This window comes from Bernardetia sp. Wsw4-3y2 (assembly GCF_037126295.1).
GTDB lineage: Bacteria > Bacteroidota > Bacteroidia > Cytophagales > Bernardetiaceae > Bernardetia.
This window is the reverse complement of sequence record NZ_CP147017.1, coordinates 1,652,769-1,674,817: the sequence shown is the minus strand read 5'-3', so window position 1 is coordinate 1,674,817 and position 22,049 is coordinate 1,652,769. Positions and strand designations below refer to the sequence as shown.

The 22,049-nt window shown below is 31.9% G+C and carries 20 protein-coding genes; 6 read left to right on the top strand and 14 right to left on the bottom strand.

Features of this window, described 5'->3' with window-relative positions; all coding sequences use genetic code 11:
- The first annotated feature begins 60 nt into the window (after window positions 1–60).
- The gene (locus V9L05_RS06605; RefSeq protein ID WP_338814863.1) at window positions 61–1,767 is read left to right on the top strand and encodes a von Willebrand factor type A domain-containing protein; all 1,707 of its coding nucleotides are present in this window, start codon (window positions 61–63) and stop codon (window positions 1,765–1,767) included.
- 199 nt (window positions 1,768–1,966) lie between these two features.
- On the opposite strand, the gene V9L05_RS06600 is transcribed toward V9L05_RS06605, so the two are convergent.
- From V9L05_RS06600 to V9L05_RS06575, 6 genes are all read right to left on the bottom strand, one after another.
- On the bottom strand, window positions 1,967–2,656 hold the full coding sequence (locus V9L05_RS06600) for a hypothetical protein (RefSeq protein ID WP_338814862.1): 690 nt from the start codon (window positions 2,654–2,656) through the stop codon (window positions 1,967–1,969).
- A 97-nt stretch (window positions 2,657–2,753) separates the two neighbouring features.
- A complete protein-coding gene (locus V9L05_RS06595) occupies window positions 2,754–3,332 on the bottom strand; it encodes a Crp/Fnr family transcriptional regulator (RefSeq protein ID WP_338814861.1) in 579 nt (192 codons plus the stop codon).
- Between the two features lie 884 nt (window positions 3,333–4,216).
- On the bottom strand, window positions 4,217–4,804 hold the full coding sequence (locus V9L05_RS06590; RefSeq protein ID WP_338793988.1) for a transposase: 588 nt from the start codon (window positions 4,802–4,804) through the stop codon (window positions 4,217–4,219).
- Between the two features lie 175 nt (window positions 4,805–4,979).
- Window positions 4,980–8,708: a methionine synthase gene (gene metH / locus V9L05_RS06585; RefSeq protein ID WP_338814860.1), complete on the bottom strand. Its 3,729-nt coding sequence runs from the start codon at window positions 8,706–8,708 to the stop codon at window positions 4,980–4,982.
- Window positions 8,709–8,905: 197 nt separating this feature from the next.
- On the bottom strand, window positions 8,906–9,259 hold the full coding sequence (locus V9L05_RS06580) for a hypothetical protein (RefSeq protein WP_338814859.1): 354 nt from the start codon (window positions 9,257–9,259) through the stop codon (window positions 8,906–8,908).
- A 56-nt stretch (window positions 9,260–9,315) separates the two neighbouring features.
- Window positions 9,316–10,026 (bottom strand): NeuD/PglB/VioB family sugar acetyltransferase, encoded by a 711-nt coding sequence (locus V9L05_RS06575; protein ID WP_338814858.1) that lies wholly within the window; start codon window positions 10,024–10,026, stop codon window positions 9,316–9,318.
- A gap of 187 nt (window positions 10,027–10,213) precedes the next feature.
- Here V9L05_RS06575 and V9L05_RS06570 point away from each other — a divergent pair, with 187 nt between their 5' ends.
- Together V9L05_RS06570 and V9L05_RS06565 are read left to right on the top strand one after the other, a co-directional pair.
- A complete protein-coding gene (locus V9L05_RS06570) occupies window positions 10,214–11,014 on the top strand; it encodes an IS5 family transposase (RefSeq protein ID WP_338811837.1) in 801 nt (266 codons plus the stop codon).
- 201 nt (window positions 11,015–11,215) lie between these two features.
- Window positions 11,216–11,971: an outer membrane beta-barrel protein gene (locus tag V9L05_RS06565; protein ID WP_338814857.1), complete on the top strand. Its 756-nt coding sequence runs from the start codon at window positions 11,216–11,218 to the stop codon at window positions 11,969–11,971.
- Window positions 11,972–12,010: 39 nt separating this feature from the next.
- Here V9L05_RS06565 and V9L05_RS06560 read toward each other — a convergent pair whose 3' ends face one another.
- The gene (locus V9L05_RS06560) at window positions 12,011–12,472 is read right to left on the bottom strand and encodes a hypothetical protein (protein ID WP_338814856.1); all 462 of its coding nucleotides are present in this window, start codon (window positions 12,470–12,472) and stop codon (window positions 12,011–12,013) included.
- Between the two features lie 83 nt (window positions 12,473–12,555).
- Between V9L05_RS06560 and V9L05_RS06555 the strand changes: the two genes are divergently transcribed.
- Complete coding sequence (locus V9L05_RS06555; protein ID WP_338814855.1) at window positions 12,556–13,905, top strand: NAD(P)/FAD-dependent oxidoreductase; 1,350 nt, start codon at window positions 12,556–12,558, stop codon at window positions 13,903–13,905.
- A gap of 16 nt (window positions 13,906–13,921) precedes the next feature.
- Entirely contained in the window at window positions 13,922–14,488 is a 567-nt protein-coding gene (locus tag V9L05_RS06550) for a hypothetical protein (RefSeq protein ID WP_338814854.1), read from the top strand.
- A 15-nt stretch (window positions 14,489–14,503) separates the two neighbouring features.
- Here V9L05_RS06550 and V9L05_RS06545 read toward each other — a convergent pair whose 3' ends face one another.
- The 3 genes from V9L05_RS06545 to V9L05_RS06535 all read right to left on the bottom strand — a co-directional run bounded on the left by V9L05_RS06545 (window position 14,504) and on the right by V9L05_RS06535 (window position 18,001).
- Window positions 14,504–15,367 carry a GNAT family N-acetyltransferase gene (locus tag V9L05_RS06545; protein WP_338814853.1) on the bottom strand — a complete coding sequence of 288 codons (864 nt, stop codon included), beginning with the start codon at window positions 15,365–15,367 and terminating at the stop codon, window positions 14,504–14,506.
- 90 nt (window positions 15,368–15,457) lie between these two features.
- Window positions 15,458–17,086, bottom strand: coding sequence for an NAD(P)H-hydrate dehydratase (locus tag V9L05_RS06540; protein WP_338814852.1), 1,629 nt, complete (start codon window positions 17,084–17,086; stop codon window positions 15,458–15,460).
- Window positions 17,087–17,176: 90 nt separating this feature from the next.
- Window positions 17,177–18,001, bottom strand: a complete 825-nt coding sequence (locus V9L05_RS06535) for an IS5 family transposase (protein ID WP_338812380.1) — start codon at window positions 17,999–18,001, stop codon at window positions 17,177–17,179.
- Window positions 18,002–18,136: 135 nt separating this feature from the next.
- Between V9L05_RS06535 and V9L05_RS06530 the strand changes: the two genes are divergently transcribed.
- Window positions 18,137–18,619 carry a GyrI-like domain-containing protein gene (locus tag V9L05_RS06530; protein WP_338793997.1) on the top strand — a complete coding sequence of 161 codons (483 nt, stop codon included), beginning with the start codon at window positions 18,137–18,139 and terminating at the stop codon, window positions 18,617–18,619.
- A 172-nt stretch (window positions 18,620–18,791) separates the two neighbouring features.
- Here V9L05_RS06530 and V9L05_RS06525 read toward each other — a convergent pair whose 3' ends face one another.
- From V9L05_RS06525 to V9L05_RS06510, 4 genes are all read right to left on the bottom strand, one after another.
- Window positions 18,792–19,583 carry a phosphodiester glycosidase family protein gene (locus V9L05_RS06525; RefSeq protein WP_338814851.1) on the bottom strand — a complete coding sequence of 264 codons (792 nt, stop codon included), beginning with the start codon at window positions 19,581–19,583 and terminating at the stop codon, window positions 18,792–18,794.
- 95 nt (window positions 19,584–19,678) lie between these two features.
- Window positions 19,679–20,182: a cytochrome c gene (locus tag V9L05_RS06520; protein ID WP_338814850.1), complete on the bottom strand. Its 504-nt coding sequence runs from the start codon at window positions 20,180–20,182 to the stop codon at window positions 19,679–19,681.
- 137 nt (window positions 20,183–20,319) lie between these two features.
- Window positions 20,320–21,063 (bottom strand): hypothetical protein, encoded by a 744-nt coding sequence (locus V9L05_RS06515; protein ID WP_338794001.1) that lies wholly within the window; start codon window positions 21,061–21,063, stop codon window positions 20,320–20,322.
- A 149-nt stretch (window positions 21,064–21,212) separates the two neighbouring features.
- A complete protein-coding gene (locus V9L05_RS06510; RefSeq protein ID WP_338814849.1) occupies window positions 21,213–21,980 on the bottom strand; it encodes a L,D-transpeptidase family protein in 768 nt (255 codons plus the stop codon).
- Window positions 21,981–22,049 lie beyond the last annotated feature (69 nt).

Genomic DNA, 22,049 nt, shown 5'->3' with positions numbered 1-22,049 from the left:
GGTAAGTCTTGCATCTACTTACCAAACAAACAAATTTACCTCACTCTAATTTTTATGATTATGGAATCTTTAAAGAAATTATCTTCAATTACGAAAGTCGCTTTAGTGGCTACTTCTGCTTTATTTATTGTTTCATGTAGCACAAATAAGAATGCAAATTATGAATCAACTGATAGTTCTACTGCTGATGCACAAGGAAATATAGCTTCTTCTCCTAACAGAACGAGCAGTAATAAAGAGAAAAGAGATATTTCATACAATAACAATCAAGATGCAGATTATTCTATCTCTCTAGAAAGTGAATTATATAGAACTGATGACCAAATCCAACAAAATACAGAAGAATATCAAAAACAGATAGAAAATAAATTCATTCAATCTCTCAAAGAACCTCTATCTACTTTTTCGATTGATGTTGATAATGCTTCTTATTCAAATGCTCGTCGTTTTATTCAATCTGGTCAGCTTCCCAATGCTGATGCTGTTCGTATCGAAGAATTTATCAATTATTTTGATTACGATTATCAAAAACCTACAGGAAAACATCCTTTTTCAGTCAGTACAGAAATTTCTACAGCTCCTTGGAATGAAAAACATAAATTAGTTCACGTCGGAATTCAAGGAAAAGATTTGGATTATGATAATCTTGCGCCTTCAAATTTAGTTTTTTTGATTGATGCTTCTGGTTCAATGGAGGCACAAAACAAATTACCTCTTCTTCGTTCTTCGCTCAAACTTCTTCTTACAAAATTAAGCAAAAACGACCGTATTGCGATTGTTGCTTATGCAGGTGCAGCAGGTTTGGTTTTGGAATCTACACCAGCTACAGAAACAGACAAAATTATGAACGCCTTAGAAGCCGTTTCGGCAGGTGGAAGCACAGCAGGTGGCGCAGGAATCCAACTTGCTTACAGTTTAGCAAAAGATAATTTGATAAAAGAAGGAAACAACCGAGTTATTTTGTGTACCGATGGCGATTTTAATGTAGGTGTAAATTCTCCAAAAGAATTAGTAACTATGATTGAAAGCAAAAGAAATGACGGAATTTATTTGACTGTTTGTGGTTTTGGAATGGGAAATTATAAAGACCATCAAATGGAAGATTTGAGTAATGCAGGAAACGGAAATTACTTTTATATCGACAATATTCAAGAAGCAAAAAAGGTTTTTGTAACACAAATGAGAGCCACACTCTTTACAATTGCTAAAGATGTCAAAATTCAAATTGAGTTTAATCCTACAAAAGTAGCAGCCTATCGTTTGATTGGTTACGAAAACAGAATGCTTGCAAAAGAAGACTTTAACGATGATAAAAAAGATGCTGGTGAACTTGGAGCAGGACACACTGTAACAGCTCTTTACGAAATTATTCCAGTTGGTGTAAAAAGCGAGTTTTTTCCTTCAGTAGATGATTTGCGTTATCAGAAAGAAGAAAATAAAATAAAAGCATCTTATACGGCTGCTGCCTCTTCTGACGAGTTATTAAACTTAAAATTGCGTTACAAAAAGCCAAATGAAGATACAAGTAATTTGATTGTCAATCCATTGAAAGATGATAATATTGCTTTAGAAAAAACGTCTGATAATTTCCGTTTTTCGGCTGCCGTAGCAGAATTTGGAATGATTCTGAAAAACTCTGAATTTAAGTCGAATGCTTCTTATAATCAAGTTATTACACTTGCAAAAGCTGCAAAAGGAAAAGATACAGAAGGCTACCGTACAGAGTTTTTGAAATTGGTAGAAAGCTGTCAACTTATGTCCAAATAAGGTCTAAGTAAAACAATAAAATGCACTTATGAAAAACTAAAATTAATCACCAAATTTATCTAAAAAAGCCATTTCTAATTTAATTTAGGAATGGCTTTTTTGCGTTATGTTCCCCTAAAGACTTGGTTTTGCTGAGTGAGGGCTGTGGAGTGAAACTAAATACATTTGTAGGTTCGTAGCACACTACGAACAAGTGTGTTTATACATTGTTAGGTGCTTTTTTTCTTACTACCAATTGTCTAATACTAGCTAAGTGTGAAAACAAAACTATCGGAACTATCACTGTTGGAAGCCATACAAAAGGAAAGTAAGTTACTCCAATATTGGGTTGATCAAATGCTAATTGTTGAAAGGGAGTTTGTGCACTTAATACAGCTATTACCAATATATTAATCAATAACCCTAAACACACAATATTCCATAGTAGAAGACCTTTTTGTCCTATTATTTTTTTAACAAATACGAAATAATATACTATTGGAGCTGTAATTCCTGATATGATGTCATAATTATAGCCTTCAAAGGTCATTAAATCAGGAATTAACCCACCTAAAAAGATATGATAAAGAGTTATTTCCACAGGAATACGTACACTATGCACTATGATTAAATATTTTAGGCTAAGGCTATCAATAAACTTTTTGCCCTTTTTATTGGTAAAAAGTATCAAAATAAATAAAATAGCTGGAGCAAGTAATAAAGTAAACCTTGGTGGAAATGTTCCCAATTTTTGGTAAAATCCATTTATTCCTAATACACCTACAATAAGCATCCATATAATAATGCCGTAAAGAGTTTTTTTATGATTAGAAGCTTTAAAAAATACCCAAACAGAGATTAGGGTTGTTAGAATTAGCCCAAGAGATGTGAAAATTGAAATATCTGCCATTTTTTAATCTTTAATTGTGAATAATCTTTATTGTGAAATTCAAAGTTAGGCAGTCAAAAATGTAATCCACTTGACAAAAGGCAAGAAAAAGCTAGGATTATTTTTTCTTTCGTATTCTACTTAGTGTACTATCTGTAACTCCTATGTAAGAAGCTATATATTTTAAGGGTACATATTTTACTATTTCAGGTCTTGAAGTCAGTAAGTGGTGGTAGCGTTGTTCGGCAGTTTGATTAATCATTGCATAGTTTCTCTTTTTGGAAGCGATGAATTCTTTAACTAAAATAGCTCTTCCGAAATCTCTAAAGGCAGGTTTATGATGAAACAGTGTGTTTAATTCTTCGTAAGAAATGCGATAGCCCATACAATCAGTTAGAGCTTGAATATTTGTTTCAGATTTAACTCTATTGAAAAAAGAGGTAATTTCAAAAACGATATTATTTTCTGTGAAAATATCTGTAGTGATTTCATTTCCTTCTAAATCATAAAGAAAAACTCTCATTAATCCTTTTTGAAGAAAAAAATAGTCGTCACTAACTTTATTCTCTTCTAAAAAAAGTGAGTTCTTTTCAATTTTTGTAAAATGAAATGCATTAGCAATTTCTTCAGCTTCAATTTCATTTATTGGAATAATTTGTTTAATGAAATTTATTAATGAAGATCGACTTTTATCCATATTTCAAATTGCATCTAATTTATTTATAAACGCAACTGCGTTCAGTTATTTAAAAACACCACCAATTCCAAAAAAAGAATTAATGGTGTTTACAATATACAGAAGATAATGATTTTTTCTACTAAGTTTAAATTTTGATTATGAAATAAAAATGCTTGAACAACAAATACATGCTACAAGCCGAATACATATAAATCCCTCATTAAAAACGAGCAATAGCCTGTGGAGTCAAAATTGTTATTATTTGTTGTTTCATAATTAACCACTGTTTAAGCAACTTAAACACATTAAAGAATGAAGTCTGTAACCCCAAAAAGTTAAAATCACAGCGAAAATCAAGAGTAAAATAAAAATTTTATGTTGCTTTTGCCGAACCAGTCCATTAAGACCAAACAAAAATATTAGTCCTGAAATGAAGTACAATATTATTCCGAAAAAATGTCCACTATTCATATGACTGTTTGCTGTCTTTTGTGCATATGGTAAAAGCAAAAAATAGATCAATAAGTTAACCACTATAATTGTCGTCAATATATATGTGTCCTTTTTTCTCACTTTATTTTAGTCTGTCGCCGTGTCGTCATAGGGGTGACACATAACTTATTTATAAATTCAACTGCATTTGGTATTTGCAATATACAAAAAAGAACGATTCTTAATTTTAATTACTACCTAACCATCTTTCTATTTGTACTCTCAAAACGCAAGTCTAAGACTTGCCAATTAATAAATCGTAGTGAAACACTACGCTTAACAGAGGGATAGATTTAATTGTCCGATACCTATGAAGGTGTACTGACAATCCGTTTTTGTCAGACACTTTAACTTCGTTGAGAGCTAAAGTCGTTCACAAGTGTCAGTCAGCACAGTTGAGGACAAAACTTTCAGAATATAAATTTTAGCTTTTCCTCTGGAATCATTTGATACGACTCTTTCAAAAAATTATCTTTGTCAAAATCTATAAACTGATTTGCTAATTCCTTATTACACAATGTTCCGTTTCTAAGTTTAGCATAATCTTGAAAAGAGCAAAACTCCCAATTTTCTAACTTTGTTACTAAACCTGCTTTCAAAGGATTTTGATGAATATAGTAGAAACAAGTATCAGCATAATTTGCACTTCCTTCCTCCAAACTCTTCGCTGTGGTTTTGGGTTTGAAAAGTACATTTTGCCTTCCTCTTTCTGCATTCGAACCTTTTGCATAACTACTCAAAACAATTCGAAAAGCGTTTGAAAGTTTATTTGTAGTAATGTTTCCTAATTTCATTTCCTGTACTGAATATTCTGTTGTGGAAATCAAAAAATGAAAATGATTAGGCATTAAACAATAATTTATTATCTCACAATAAGGAGCAACGTGCTTTTTCACAAATCGCAAGAAATACAAATAGTTCTCCCTATTGAAAAATAACTGTTGTTTATTATTTCCTCTATTGTAGATATGGTATAGTTGTTCAGATTGAAGGTACATTTCGTATTTTGATTGAACTGTCAGGACACCTCAAAGGTGTCGGACAGTTAGGGTTAAGTTGTGATAAAGTATGTAATAATTGTCTGACACTTATGAAAGTGTACCGACAATACATAAGTTTGTATTTAAACTGTCAGATACTTTCACAAGTGTCGGTACAGTTTACGCTGTAAAATCAATAATTCAAATTACTACCTAACCATTTTTCTATTTCTTCTACTGACATATTTTTTCGTTTTGCGTAATCTTCTATTTGGTCTTTGCTGATTCTTCCTACTCCAAAATAAATAGATTCTGGGTGTGAAAAATACAAACCTGAAACGGCTGCCGTTGGTAACATGGCTAAACTTTCGGTAAGTTCAATTCCTGTTTTTTCGGTGGCTTTTAGTAAGTCAAATAAAAGTGTTTTTTCGGTGTGGTCGGGGTTGGCAGGATAACCGGGAGCAGGACGAATACCTACATATTTTTCTCTTACAATATCTTCTTTTGTTAGGTTTTCGTCTTTTTGATAACCCCAATATTGTGTACGAGTTTGTTTGTGCAATAACTCTGCAAAGGCTTCGGCTAATCTATCAGCTAAAGCTTGTAACATGATTTTGCTATAATCGTCGTTTTTTGCTTCAAACTCGGCTAGTTTTTTCTCAATTCCGATTCCTGTCGTTACTGCAAAAAGACCGATATAATCCTTTAAACCTGTTTCTTTTGGTGCAACAAAATCCGAAATACAAAGATTTGGCGTTTTACCTGTTTTTTCTTGTTGCTGACGAAGGTTTCTAAAATAAGTCAAAACTTCTGTACGCTCATCATTCGTATAAACCTCAATATCATCATCATTGACAACATTGGCAGGATAAAAACCAATTGCAGCATTAGCAGTCAGCCAACGACCAGAAATGATTTTGTCTAGCATTTTTTGAGCATCATCAAATAATTTTTTTGCTTCATTTCCATGATGTTTGTGGTTAAAAATACGTGGATATGCGCCTGTAAGTCCCCACGTCATGAAAAATGGACTCCAATCAATAAATTCTCTGATTTCAGAAAGATTATAATTATTGAAATAACGATTTCCTAAAAATGTAGGTTCTGTAAGTGTCGTTTTATTCCAATCAATTTTGAGTTTATTGCGTCTTGCTTCTTGAATGGGAATATATTTTGCTTCTGACTGTCGTTTTTTGTGGTCTTCTGCCAGTAATGTATATTCATCTCTTACTGTTTTTGAATACTTCTCTTTTGCTTCATCATTCAATAAATTTGTCATGACAGGAACTGCCTTTGAAGCATCCACGACATGAACCACTGAACCCGAATAGCTAGGTGCAACTTTTACAGCCGTATGAATACGTGAAGTAGTCGCTCCACCAATCAAAAGAGGAAGTTTTAAGCCTTGTTTTTCCATTTGCTGCGCCACAAAAACCATTTCATCAAGCGATGGCGTAATAAGTCCACTAAGTCCAATTACATCAACACCATGATTGACAGCTTCTTGCAAAATTTTATCAGCAGGAACCATTACACCCAAATCAACAACATCATAATTGTTACACGCCAACACAACACCTACAATGTTTTTTCCAATATCATGAACATCACCTTTTACGGTGGCTAAAAGAATTTTACCGTTTTTCTTTACTTCCTGTCCAGAATCACGCAATTTTTGTTTTTCTATTTCCAAGAAAGGCACTAAATGAGCAACAGCTTGTTTCATCACACGAGCCGATTTTACAACTTGTGGTAAAAACATTTTTCCTTCTCCAAACAAATCTCCTACTACATTCATTCCGTCCATTAAAGCACCTTCAATGACGTGCAAAGGATGGTCTACTTTCAAACGTGCTTCTTCTGTATCTTCAATGATATATTCTGTAATTCCGTTTACTAACGAATATTCAAGACGCTTTTCGACAGAATTTTCTCTCCATGTTTCGTCTTTTACTCGTTTTTTTCCTTCTCCTCTGTATTTTTCAGCAATATCTACTAGAAGTTCTGTTCCGTTTTCAGGATTTTTATTCAAAACTACATCTTCAACGTACTTCAAAAGTTCCTTATCAACATTATCATACACTTCTAACATTCCAGCATTTACGATTCCCATATCCATTCCTGCTTTTACAGCATGGTACAAGAAAACAGCATGAATTGCTTCACGAACTACATCATTTCCACGAAACGAAAACGAAACATTACTTACTCCACCACTTACTTTAGCATGGGGTAGGTTTTCTTTAATCCATCTTGTCGCATTGATAAAATCGACAGCATAATTATTATGCTCATCAATTCCTGTGGCGATAGCAAAAATATTAGGGTCAAAAATTACGTCTTCAGCAGGAAAACCAAGTTCATCTACCCAAATATCATAACTCCGTTTACAAATTTCTATTTTTCTTTCAAACGTATCTGCTTGTCCTTCCTCATCAAAAGCCATAATAATAACGGCAGCACCATAACGACGAACGAGCCGAGCTTGTTCGATAAACTTTTCTTTTCCTTCTTTGAGTGAAATTGAGTTTACAATTCCTTTTCCTTGCACACATTTCAAACCTGCTTCTATGATTTCCCACTTTGAAGAATCTATCATAATTGGAAGTTTGGCAATGTCTGGCTCTGAACCTACCAAATTCAAGAAATGAACCATTGCATTTTTTGAATCCAACATTCCCTCATCCATGTTGATGTCGATAACTTGCGCTCCACCTTCAACTTGTTGTTTGGCTACGTCTAAGGCTTCTTGAAATTTGCCTTCTTTTATAAGTCTAGCAAACATTTTTGAACCAGTAACATTGGTACGTTCTCCAACATTTACAAAATTAGTGCTTTTATCAACCGTAAAGGCTTCTAATCCTGACAAACGCATTGCAATTTTGCGCTCTGGAATCTTGCGAGGTTCATGTTTTGCTGCTTCTTCTGCAATGGCTTGAATATGGTCTGGCGTAGTTCCACAACAACCACCAACAATATTAAATAATCCTTCACTTGCAAAATCCTCTAAAAGACGAGCCATTTGTGATGCCGTTTCGTCGTACTGACCAAATTCGTTTGGAAGTCCTGCATTTGGATAACACGAAACATAGCAATTTGCAACTCGTGAAAGTTCACGCATATACGGTTTCATGAGTGCAGCACCCAAAGCACAATTCAGACCAACAGAAATAATATTGGAATGCGCTATTGAGTTATAAAATGCTTCTGTTGTTTGTCCAGATAAAGTACGTCCACTTGCATCTGTAATTGTTCCCGAAACCATAATCGGCAAACGGTCTGCTTGTGGAATATTTCTATCATCAAAATATTTTTCTACTGCAAAAAGTGCAGCCTTACAGTTTAATGTATCAAAAACGGTTTCTATCAAAATCAAATCAACTCCACCATCAACCAAGCCACGAACTTGTTCGTAATAAGCCTCTACCAAATCATCAAATGTAACAGCTCTGTAAGCTGGGTCGTTTACATCTGGCGAAATAGATGCTGTTCTGTTTGTAGGTCCTATTGCACCAGCTACAAAACGAGGTTTTGTTTCGTGATAAATTCCTCCAAATTCGGCTGCTGCTTCTTTGGCAAGTTTGGCAGACTCATAATTGAGTTCATAAGCTAACTCTTCCATTCCATAATCAGCCATGGCAATGGTAGTAGCACTAAACGTATTCGTTTCTACAATATCAGAACCTGCTGCAAAATATTTTTTATGAATATCTCTGATAATTTCAGGTTGAGTAAGTGATAAAAGGTCATTATTTCCTTTTACATCTTGTTTCCAATTTTTAAAACGCTCACTTCTGAAATCTTCTTCTGTAAGTGTATGGCGTTGAATCATTGTTCCCATTGCACCATCCAAGACTAAAATACGTTCTTGAAGATGTTTGGTAATTAATTGATGTATATTTATGCTAGTTGCTGTATTCATATCTGTAGAAGACACTTTTCAAGTGCCCTATGTTTTTAAATTTATATTCAAAAACAGCTTGGAAGCTGTTTGCTACTCTAATTTCATAAAATTACGAAATTGTAAGGTAATTCATTGTTAATCAAAAGAGTTTGAGAGATGAAAAAGTAATAGATAAGATTTTGATGCAATTGGTTGGGCAAATAATCTTTACTTGCCTACTTAATTGGTGACCAATCAAAAATTAAGAATTCGTCTAAATGTTTTCCAGTTAAATCAGTCCACTCCTCATAATAACCTACTGGTATATCATAATTCACTCCATAGAGTTTTTTTGAATAGATGTTGATTTTTGTGACAATTCGACAGTTTTCATGTTTATTAATTTGGAATTCATATCTGCCAAATTCATAAATAAATTCAGATCTGTCTTGTCCATCCAAAAAATCTACGCCAACTTCTTTGTCTGCTTCAATACACGCATCCATCACTTTATCTATGTGAGCTAATGCTTTCTCTTTGAGAGAATATTCATTAGCAAAATTGATTATTTGTTTTTTTATATCTTCCATTAAAAAAATAATTTTAATTAATAGAGTTCCTAATATCTAGCTAATTAGAAAATTAGTTACAAAGAAACAGCCTTTGCTGGATTACCTAAAACGGTTTCTTTTGCTTTTATGTTACTCAAAACTACACTTCCTGCTCCAATTCGTGCGCCTTTTCCTATCGTAACTCCTGCAATAATGGTTACACCATTTCCTACAAAAACTTCTTCTTCTATTTTCACTCCAGCACCTATATTTGTTCCGATTCCTATTTGAGTGAAATTTCCTATTTCTACTTCATAATCCAAAGTAGAATTTGCATTGATGATGCAACTTGTTCCAATTTTTACATCTGCGCCTATCATTGTTCCCATTCCTATCAAAGTTCCATAGCCCATAGTTGCATCATCAGCAATGTGAGCTGTTGAGTGAACAGCCACAGCAGGATATTTTTTTCTTTGTTTATAGATTTTTTTGATAAGCCTTTTTCTATCAGCTACATTTTCTACAGCTACAAAATAATCACACTTGTCATTGATAAGATTGAGCATATCATCATCATCAGAACTTCCCATTATCGAAACGTGATTTATTTCGTTTGGAAAAGTAGCAGTTTCAGAAACAGCAGCTTCTTCTTTATAATCCTCATCAAGGAAGCAATAAATGATATTATCTGTACTTTGTAAAACCTCCAAGGCAACCTTTCCAAGACCTTTTGCGCCTAGAATAATGAGTGGAAGAATGGGAGGAAGCTGGTTAGAATCAGTAGGGAGAGAATGAATAGAATCCATAAAAATAAAATGAGTTTTTTTGATAGAAAAATGAAATACGTTTAAACTACAAAGGTACTTTATTTTTATATATCAATGATTGCTTAAGCTGAGAGCCTGTTCGAGTTTAGATACATAAAAAAGAACATCAGATTTTTTTATTAGTTAAGTTATTGATTTTCAGTTACTAATTAAAATATCAATGACTATGTTTACTAATGAATATTTATCTGATGCTCTTTGGCAATATATGAAAAAATTTATACCTTTTTCGTACTTGGAAAGAAAACGCAAACACAGTTTGTATAATATCTTTTCAGGACTATTTTACATCACTCGTTCTGGCAGTAGTTGGCGTTTACTTCCCAGTAGTTATGGTATTCCTTGGAGTAGTTTGTATGACTACTTTAGCAAATGGCAGAAGATGGGTTGGTACAAAAAACTTTTGGACAAGTTGGTCACAAGAGAACGGTTGGCTCAAGGTAGAAATGCTAAACCCTCTTTGGGTTCTATAGACTCTCAAAGTGTACAAAGTGTATATGGAGGGGAAGCTATAGGTGTAGATGGTTACAAGCTCAAAAAAGGACGTAAACGGCATATACTGGTAGATACGCAAGGAAATTTACTAGAATTAGAGATTAGTCCAGCCAATGAAGCTGACGTGAATCAACTTGCTTATCTAGCTTATTTAGCTCAATTTAGAGGAAGAAAATTCTTTAAAATTCTTGCTGATGCAGGCTATAGAAGTGCTAGTTTGGCTGCTGAAATATTTAGTCAAACAGGAGTACAAATTGAGATTGTCAATAGTCCAAGAAGAGAAAAAAAAGAGGATAAAGCATTTGTACCTCAACCCAAAAGGTGGGTAGTAGAAAGAACTTTTGCTTGGCTTAATCAAAACAGAAGACTAAAAGTAGATTATGAGAAAACTGTAGATTCTGCTAAAGCATTTGTGTATTTAGCTATGATTTTAAACCTCATAAATAAAGGGGCTAGAAGAAAGAAAAAATAAAAACTCGAACAGGCTCTGAAGTTGTTATTAGAGAATGTAAAATATGTATTTTATAAGTAAATAGAATGTGTTTATAGACTAAAGGTTTTTTGACTAAACAAAACTATTTCATAAAAGTTAATCAAGTAGAATTCTATATTAAATGGAATTCTATTTTTTTGTATTAAATAGTTCAATCTAATTTTTTAAACTGTATTAATTATGAAATTTATTTTTCGTCTAAGTGCTTTTTTTTACCTTCTATTTTTTATTTCATTTTGTGCTTCTGCTCAATTTATGGCTGATGTTGAGTTTGATATTATCAAAACAGGCTATAATAAAATTCAAGTTTCAGGAACAGAAGGAACTCGTTTTAATGTAGTAGATGGAGGAAATGGCAATTTTGATAATAAGGCTTCCTTTGCATACCGTCTGCGTGCAGGTTATCGTTTCAATAATCGTCATAATGTCTTTGGGCTTTTTGCGCCGTTACAAGTTTCTTACAATGGAAATTTTGATAAACCTACCCGTTTTTATGAAGAAAACTTTTTGCCTTTGGTAGATACAAAAGTCAATTATAAATTTAACTCCTACCGTCTTACGTATCGTTATGACTTTGTAGTAACAGATAAAGTGCGTTTGGGTGCAGGTCTGACAGGAAAAATTCGTGATGCTTATATTGAAGTTGAGCAAAATGGAATTTCTTCAAAAAAAACAGATTTGGGTATTGTACCTCTCATTAATATTTATGCTTCTGTCAATGCAACAGATAAAATTGGCTTTTTATTAGAAGGCGATGGACTGGCTTCTCCACAAGGACGAGCATTTGATTTTGAGTTAGCTGCTTTTTATAGAATTGCTGAAGATACAAACCTTCGTTTTGGTTATCGTATTTTAGAAGGTGGCTCTGATATTGACGAAGTTTATAATTTTACACTTGTTAATTATGGACTTATGGGATTGAGTTATAATTTCTAAGAATACAAACTCATTGTAGGTCAAAGACTTGTCTTTGACTTATTTTATTTTTTTGATTGTAAAAATGAAATAGAAGAAGAATGAAATTTGAATAAAAATATAGAAAGCTAAAAGGGCAGTAAATAAACCATAAAAATCAGCAAATAAAGGCTTATATTCTTCATGAGAAAAATATCGTTTGGGAAAGTCTGTATCAATAAATATAAGTAAGAAAGAAGATAAGCAAAGAGCTATGAAAGTAGTTAGATAATAATGGATTTTTGCTGCTTTAGAGTTTACGCTTCGATTAATCAAAAACAAAATAAAGTAGAATAAAGAATAGATAAAAAAGAATTGCAAAATAGAGGCTGATAAATCAAAAACTCCTACCACAAAGTAAGTGTCATGAAATTGCATATCCAAAGCAATTCCAGTAGGTGTAGCAGTTAAAATAATAATAGATATGATACTATTTATCAAAAAACCAATTAAAACTGCACGGTTTGGATGTTTATTTTTCATAAATAATTAAAATCTAGTTTTTTTGTTTCTACATACAAATAAAGCTATTTTTACATTAAACCTAAACTAAAATAGCTATTTCTATGGAAACTCCTTCTTCAAAAATTCCAAACATAACTACTAATAAAAAACAAATTATTGTTGTTGGTGCAGGTGCAGCAGGACTTTATGCAGCCAGTTTATTGATAGAACAAGGACACGAAGTAACTTTATTAGAAGCCTCAAACCGAACAGGAGGAAGGGTTTGGACAAAAACAGAACGCTTTCCCTACAAGCTAGAAATGGGTGCAGAATTTGTCCATGGAAAAGGTACACTGTTTCATAAAATGGCAAAGAAAGCAGACAAATTACACAAAGAAGGCGATTCGTCTTTTCTGTGGCGAGATGAGTTATTTTCTAATAAAAAAATCAAAAAACTTGAAGATGCAAAACAGTATTTTGCTGATTATGAAGAGTTTTATGAAGGTCATCATCACTATGAAGGTGAAGATATTCCGTTGAGTAATTTTTTAGAGCAGCACGATATTACGCCTACTCGTCAGCCTGATGCCTATCGTTGGTATGAAGCCTTTGCAGGTGCTTTGGGAACAAATTTGAAGAACTTAGGAATGAAAGCCTTAGCTGTTGAAGCCTACCGATGGGAAGCTGGAGAGCAAAATTATAGAATGTGTGTAGGTTTTGAGAGCCTTTTGGAAGAATGGAAAGAAAAAACAAAACCCTTTTTGCAACTTGAAAAACCTGTTATTATGGTGCGTTCGTTTGCAGAAGGAGTAGAAATTATCACAAAAGATTTTCAAAATTATAGAGCTGATGCTGTTTTGATAACTGTTCCTCTTACGCAGTTAAAGCAAAATAAAATTATTTTCTTGCCCGAATTATCTCCCAAAAAACAAGAAGCGATTGATAAAATAGGAATGGATAATTATGCGATTAAATTTTTTCTAAACTTCTCAGAGAATTTTTGGTCAAAAAAGTACAATGATGGCGAAGAAACCGAATATTTAGTAGGAATGGATGCTGCAAACGAATATTGGGAAACTGTTCCCTACATTAAAAATCCTTCTACGTTTGGTTTGACAGCATTTATTATGGGCGATAAAGCCAAAAATTACACAGAAAATGGCTTTTCAAAAGGACAGATTTTAGAAAAACTAATTGATGAACTAGACAAACATTTTGACGGTAATGCGTCAGCTACTATTTTAGATTTTGAATATTTAGATTGGTCAAAAGTAGAATATATTGAAGGTGCATATTCGTATCCGTCAGTAGGTTCTCACAAACTTAGAAAGCAGTTGGCTCGTCCGATTGAGGACAAAATTTTCTTTGCAGGAGAAGCTACACATTACAACGGACATTTTGCAACTGTTCATGGTGCACTTGAAACGGCTGAAAGAGCTGTGGAGGAAATTAATGAAATTTATCATCAGTAATTAAAATTAAAAACCAATGAAAATCTTAATTATATCTTGTTTATTAATTTTGAGTTTTACAAAAATGTCTTTTTCTCAAAATACAGAATCACAAGAAGAAGAAATTATAAAAAATATTCGTCAAGAATATAATACTATACAAGAAAATAAATCTACTTATGATACTACAACAGTTGATATTATGGGAGAATCAACTGAAGGAGGACAGTTAGTAGGTTATTATGATATAAAAAACAACAGAGAATTAAAGGTAATAAATATGACTTGGCTTGGAGAAGCAGGAAAACATATATTTACTTTCTACTTGAAGAATGATAAATTATTTTTCATTTTTGAGCAGCATTTTGAATACAACACTAGCATTTATATGACTAAAGAAGTTGCTAAAGAAAATGAAATAGCAGCCTTTGACATCAGAAAATCAAAAATAGAAGAAAATAGGTATTATTTTGATAATGGGAAATTATTTCGATGGATAAATCCAAAGAGAGAAAAGGTAGATTTACAAATAGAAGAAAATATCACTAAAGAAAAGGAGCTTAAAAAAGAGTTTGTTAGACTGAGTAAGAAACTCAAAAAGTAGAATAAGTTAGGCTGTTTATTTTATATTCATTTCCATTTCATATTGGTCAATTATATTTTCAATGCCTATTGAATTAAGAAAATGGATTTTATCTTCAAATTTTGTATCAATATTATTGATTTTGATGAAGGGAGAAATTTCTTTTATAGCAGAAAAAAGTCTTTGATAGGCGAGTTGTTTAGATTTTTCATCATTTATCAAAACTTCAAATTGTGTGATATATCCCTCGTGTCTATTGATGGGATTTATGACAAAGAAAGATTCTAGATTATTTCCTGAGCCGTTTTGATTCCAAACTTGATAATATTCATAATTTCCATTTTTTATAATCTTGAAATGATTGTCCCAAGAATAAGCGTTTTGATTAGGCATTTCTGACCAGTTTATATCTGAATAATTTATCTTTTTGAGTTCAAAATTAGTTGTATCTCTATTTTCTAGGTTTACTTCTCCTACAAAGCATTTGTAATGTTTTATTATCTCAAAACCCACATTTTGATAGACTTTTATAGCCTTTTCATTTTCTGTAATTACTTCTAAAACCGATTTATCAATTCCATGTTGCAGCAAATCTGAAATAGCATATTGATAGATAGAAGGAATAATTTTTTGTCTTCTGTGAGAAGGAATTACGCCTGTTCCTGTATTGTAAGCTACTAATTTTCCATCTCGTTTATCAATAGCATGAAGGATAAAACCAACTAATTTTTCATTATCAAACATTCCATAAGAAAGGCGATAATCTACTTTTGCCGTTTGCCACCTCTGTTTGTAATACGCTATGTCAGTAGGCATTTTGACAAAATAATTCTCAAAAGAAAGTAAAAAACATTCTATCAAACTATCAAAATTGATTTCACTTAAATTTCTGATTTCCATAGAAAAATGTTTAATAGTAAATTAATTAGTAATTATTGTTTTCAGTTGTATTATCCTGCATTTTATCATATAAATCACTCGCTAATCAAGTTACAAAATCATCTTAAAAACATTCCCTAATTCTTCAATCAAATCAGAAGGAAGCATCGATTCACTAGATTTGTTTTTGGCTGCCAATTCTCCAGCTTTTCCATGTAAAAAAATACCAAGTAACAGACTTTCTTCTGAACTATAACCTTGCGCCAAAAGGGAAGTAAGTATTCCTGTCAGAACATCGCCACTTCCACCCGTTGCCATTCCAATATCGCCAAAAGAGCTGTGATAAATATCTCCATTTGGCAAAGCTAAAGCTGAAAAAGAACCTTTGAGTAAAATACAAAGTTGATATTCTTTAGCTAAATTTCTCAAAAGTCGGTGTCTTTCTTCGGGTGTTTGTGTTTTTCCAAAAAGACGTTCAAATTCTTTTGGGTGTGGTGTCAAGATTGAATTTTTGGGAACAAAATCTAACCAATCTTTATTCTCATTTTCATAATTTCTGTTTTTAGCCAAAATATTCAGCGCATCAGCATCAATAACGATTGGATAATCAATAGTTTTCAGAATCTGTAAAAATAATTTTTGTGTTTTTTCTTCTGTACCCATTCCACAACCGATTCCGATAGTTTTATAATCTTTCATTTTTTCTAATAGCTCATCGGAAAAAGTAGATAAAAATGTCTTGTTTTCTTTTTTACGTTTCTTATTTTTTTTATCAAAATCATCTACCAAAATCATTGCTTCTGGAACTGCACTTTGTAATGGGACAATTCCACATTTTGGCGTTCGGATAGACAAAAGACCAATTCCACTTCGAAGAGCAGCCTTTGATGAAAGCTGTGCAGCTCCCATTTTTCCATAACTTCCCACAATCAGTAGCGCATGTCCGAAACTTCCTTTGTGTCCTGTTCGTGTACGTGGTTTGTAGATTTGTTTTATTTTTTGAGTGGTAAGCCAGTAGTTTTGAGTATCTAATTTTTTAATGAAATCCTTATCTAATCCAATATCCAATACCTCAAAATTTCCTACAAACTCACTATACTCATCGAAGAAAAACGATAATTTTGGACTTTGAAAAGTAAGTGTGTGTGTGGCGTATACGGTCAGATTTTTATCAAAATGATGTTCCTTGCTTTGGTTTTCATCAGCAAAAAGTCCCGAAGGAATATCTATTGAAATTATATTTTTATTAGAGTTTTGATTAATAAATTCAATCGTTTTGGCTGCAATCTTTTCAGGAACTCTATTTAATCCATATCCAAAAATTGCATCAATAATCCATTCGTTTTGATTGTTTTGAGAGATAGACAATTTTTTTAAATCTTCTTCTGTCTTTATTTCTACAATCTTTATATTCGAAATCGTTTTTATTCTTTCAAAATTAGCTTCAAAATCTTTACTTCGTTTATCTGAAAAAGCTACTATATACACATTTATTTGGAAAGCAAAGTTTGAGAGAAGTCTAGCAATTACAAGTCCATCGCCACCATTGTTTCCAATTCCACAAAAAATATGAAATTCAGTATTGATTAAACCACTATTAATATTTTGAGCAAAATAATTCTGAATCCAATAAAAAGCCTTCTGTGATGCTTTTTCCATTAAATCTAAAGAAGAAATAGGCTCATTTTTGATGGTTTCTTGGTCGGCTAAAGCCATTTGATTGGCTAATAGAATTTTCATTTTTTGATTAATTTGGCTGTATGGAGGAATAATTTTAGATACTTATTAGTAACTTGATTTATCGAATTGAGTTTTTGATATTGAAGTTGTTTAAGAATGTTTTTTTCTAGTTCTGGCAAATATTAAAGTAAAGGCTAAATAGTGTAAACTTTGCCACGTATGAATTTTAGTTTCGTACCTCATAATTAAGGCTTTGAAAGCATCTAACCACGCATTAGTTCTTTCAATAACGAATCTCAATTCATACATTTCTTCATCTTTAAATGGTTGATTATCAAGGTCTTTTTTATTTCTTTTATTAAAATCTATATTATCTACAATATCTAAATGATTACAAAAAGAACGAAAGGCTTGTGTATCAAAGGCTGCATCAGCATTGAGAAAAATTCCTCCTTCTCTAATTTGAGAAGCATTCAAATCATCTATCATAGATTGCATATTTTTTTCAAGTTCAAAAGCATCGTGATGATTGCCTGCTCTTGGAACAGACATCGCTACTGGAATACCATTTTTATCCGTTAGAAAAAGTGCATTGGTTGTTTTTCCTGCTTTTCTTTTGGAATATCCAATACCTTCTCCTCCTCGTTTAGCTGAAGTGTGGCTGCCGTCTAGCTGACAAATAGAAAAATCTAATTCTCCACGATAATCTTCTAAATACTTGATCCATAATTTCTTCCAACTTCCTAATTTTGACCATTTATTATAATGGTAATATACTGTATTCCAGCGAATTGATAAGTTTCCGAAAAATTGTTTCATAGGAAGTTCTCGCCATTGACTCCCTGATTTTAAGCGATACACAATGGCTTGGATAATACGCCAAAGAGCTACTTTTATACGACGACCTTTTGTAAATTGATGTAAATAAGGTAAAATATTTTCGGTTATAAATTTTTTTGATAAGTTTACGTACATAGAGGGAAAAATAGTTAGATTGAAAATGTGATGATTTACAAGTATAACTATTTTGACCTCTTTTTAAAAAAATAAATCACCATTCTTAAACAAGTTCATTAGAAAAAATAATAATAATCGTAATTTAAAGAATAAATGAATCCAGAAATCAAAATCCTTCCTTCAAAAAAGCTAATTGGTAACTCTTTAAAAATGTCTTTATCAAATAATAAGACAATGGAGTTATGGCAGAGTTTTATGCCTCAGAAAAAAACTATCAAACATACTATTGGAACAGATTTATATTCCATTCAAATTTATAATGAATCATTAGATTTTAAAGATTTTAATCCAAAAACAGAGTTTACAAAATGTGCCATGATTGAAGTAGATTCTTTTGAAGTTATTCCCCAAGGTATGGAAAAAAGAGTTTTGGAAGGTGGACTATACGCTGTATTTTTATATAAAGGTTTGCCCAAAGATTTTCCAAAAATGGCACAATATATTTTTGAAAAATGGTTACCAAACTCAGATTATCAATTAGATAAAAGAGAGCATTTTGAGATTTTGGGAGAAAAATATAATCCAACAGATGAAAGCTCAGAAGAAGAAATTTGGATTCCAATAAAGTTAAAATAATCTGGAAAATTACTTCTTAAAAAGCTGAAAACCCCAAGCAATTACTAAAAAACCAATTCCAGTAAGAGGTGGAGGAAGTATTTTTGAGATAATTCCAATTGTAATCATGGCAACAGCTAAAAGAATGAGAATAATACTGATGAGGTTAATTTTTTGATTGTGTTTCGTGTGATTATTTAGTTTTCGTTTCTGCTATAATTACCCCAAAAATTCCATCTGTTTGTTGCCAGTTTTGGGAAGGTAAATAGACTTTGGAAACAAAGCCATCTAAATAAAGAGCATTTTTACAGCCTTTTTGTTTGAAAAAAGTAGCCAAATCATAAAAATTAATCTCTTCTTTTGACATTGCAAAGAGTATATTTCCATTTGGTAATATTCCTACACCATTTCTGATATTGAGATTTGATGAGCCTTTTCGAAATTTTGAATGAATATTTCCATCAATCAAAAGCATTGGTCCTGACTGAGTAGCATATTTTATGTTTTGTTTATCGTTTGTTTTGAGAAATTTATTTGTAGTAGAAACAATAGCTTTATTATCTTTTGTCAAATAAAAAATTCCGTTGGGTTGCATATAAAAATTGCCATAGCCTTTTTGAACAGTATCAACCTCAAAACGAGTAATTCCATTATCAATAAATAATCCTTGTGGCGATAAATCTCTTTTAAACATTCCCCCATTCATGGCAAAAACTAATTCTTTATTTTGTTTTTGAAATGACTTTTTCAGAATTCCAAAGTTTTCATAGTTTTTTCCTGCTTCATCTTTCCAATAAAAATCTAGTTGTTGTTCTTTTGGATTGAGTTCATAAACCAATAATCTAGCTTCATTTATTTTATAATTTTCGTCATCTTGTATTATCTCGTATGTAGAAGTTGTATCAATTTTTATTTTTTGATAAATGATAAAACTTGCAAAAAGAAGAACAGCAAAAATAGTTGAAAGCAAGATTCGTTTTTTCATAATGAATAAATTTAAGAAGAATAGATTAAAAAATATCTCTACCAAAATGTAAAAATTCTGATAGAGATAGAATAGAGGAAATTTATATTTAATTTTTATTTCATAGCGATTTCTTCTCCAGATTCAAACTTGACATAAGTAAGAATAGATTGTATTTGTTGATCACTAAAAAAATCATGATTTGGCATCATTTGCCCGTATTCTTCATACAATTTTGATGCATAATTGTTTTTGCCTCCTGTAATTACTTTTTCAGGATATTTGATAAAATTAATGATTTCAGATTCGTTTTCCCAACGAGCAGTTACGCCTTTAAGTGCAGGACCAACTACTTTTTTATCAATAGCATGGCATTGTGCACAATTCCCTTGGAAAAGTTCATTTCCTTGCAAAACGATAGCTTTTTGAGGTTCAGCAAGAGAGGCTACTTTTGTATTTATATCTTCCACAGGAGCTGAATTTGTAGCTGTATTCTGAGTAGTTTTACTTGTTGTAGTTTGGGCAGAGCCATTAAAAAGCATCACTACTGTAATAATCAAAACAAGACCAACTCCTAGAATGAGTCCAGAGAGTGTAAGGATTTCATTATTAGAACTCATAGCATTAAAATTTATTTTAGTTGAAATAAAAAAACGTTATTCTGTCCATTAAAAAACGGATTGAATAACGTTTAGGTTCTACATTTTTTGAAATTTCAAGCTCTATTTTAACTATAAATTCTTAGCTGAAAAACAAGTTATTTATCATCTTCATTTTCCACTTCAGCTTCCAAATCTACAATCCCAACTTCTTTAATAGTTCCGTTTGGTTGTACTTGATGTATAACGCCTGACTTAACTGTCATTTCTTTTTCTTCTCCTTCGGCTGCATAAGTCATACAACTTACTGTTTTGTCTTCATTGAGTTTACAAGTTACTTTTTCTTCTTGTGTAAAACCATCTTGTGAACCTTTGATATAATATTGCATATTTTGTTCTGCAATTGGATGTCCTGTTTCATCAAAAGTAACTAATTTTGTAAACTGAAAAATAGATCCATCATAACCATAAAAAAGAAGTGCAGTAATTCCTTCAGGCATATCAGCTAATTTTCCAATTAAATACAAACGATTATTTCCTTTTGGTTCTACCATAACTCTTTCGCCCAAACCATTAATGATATTGAAATATTTTTCATAAGTAGTGGTCGAAACTGGAGAAAATGCTTTTGCATTTGATTTTTCACTCAAATCATAAGGCGTTTTTACTTCCTTTATTTTTCCTACAAATTCAGCAAAATCTTCAGCAGGAATTGTGTCTTTTAGATGCAAAACTTTTCTGTCTTTGTCTTTGCTGGCATCATAGACATTTTTTTCATCTATAGCAATCGTTTTTGATTTGTCTTTGTATGGGTTTTTATTTCGCTGTGCAAAAGAAACAGTTGAAAAAAGACAAAAAGCAAAAGTAAAGACTAGCAATGAGTAAATATTAATGTTTTTCATTGTATTGAAATTAAGGTAATGAGATTAAAAAATAGCTAAAACAAGTTTTAGGAAGGATGGTGAAATTTAAATTATCCTTTATTACTAAACTGTTTCAAAGCTACTCTTGTTTTGATAAAATGAGTAATAGAATAAAAATTGAGATAAAATTAGTCAAAAATATAATTACCTTTTGCATCTATCTGAAAAGATAAATGTTGTTTGTTTTTCTCAAATTTTTCATATCCTATCTTTATGTTGTCCCAAAATCCTACCAGTTTTTGATATTTTGGATAAAATATTTCCTTATTTTCTTTTGTAAAACGAAACGGAAAAATATAAATTGGAATTTTGCTTTGCCCATTTGCTCGTGCCTGTACAGCCAAAACATAGACTTCTTTTATCAATTCATCTGTAATGGGAATACATCCAATGGTTACACAAGAACCATGTAGATAAATCGCTCCTCCTAAATCTTTTATTTTTCTTGTTGGATTTCGTTTTTTATCGGCTTGATTGGGATAACTAATTCCTAAAGATAGAAAATAGCTACTCATTGGATTGAAATGGTTGATATAATAAAAACCTTCAGGAACTTGATAATCTCCTTGTTGATTTTTTGCGCCTAAGCTGCCCGAACTACTACAAATGTCATAAGTCAGAAATTTTTGATAGGATGTTGCCGTTTTTGCTTTGACATATATTTCTAGCTCTCCTTCATCTTTATAGGCAACCATCAAAATATTGAGATTTTGAAGAGATAGATTGTTGTCAGCTAATTTTTTAGTCAGATATTTTTCTTTTTCTTGATACGCTGTACGCACTTTTTTGTATTTTTTCTGCTCCGAAATAAAATCCTCATATTTTTGATAGGCTACAAAAGAGAAGCAAAAAAGAGCTATAAAAATAAGTGTTGAGTGATATAATTTAGTTTTCATAAGTGATAGTGGTTTATTGAAAGAAAAAATCCTTTCCATTCTGAATTAAACTCAAATTGAAAAGGATTT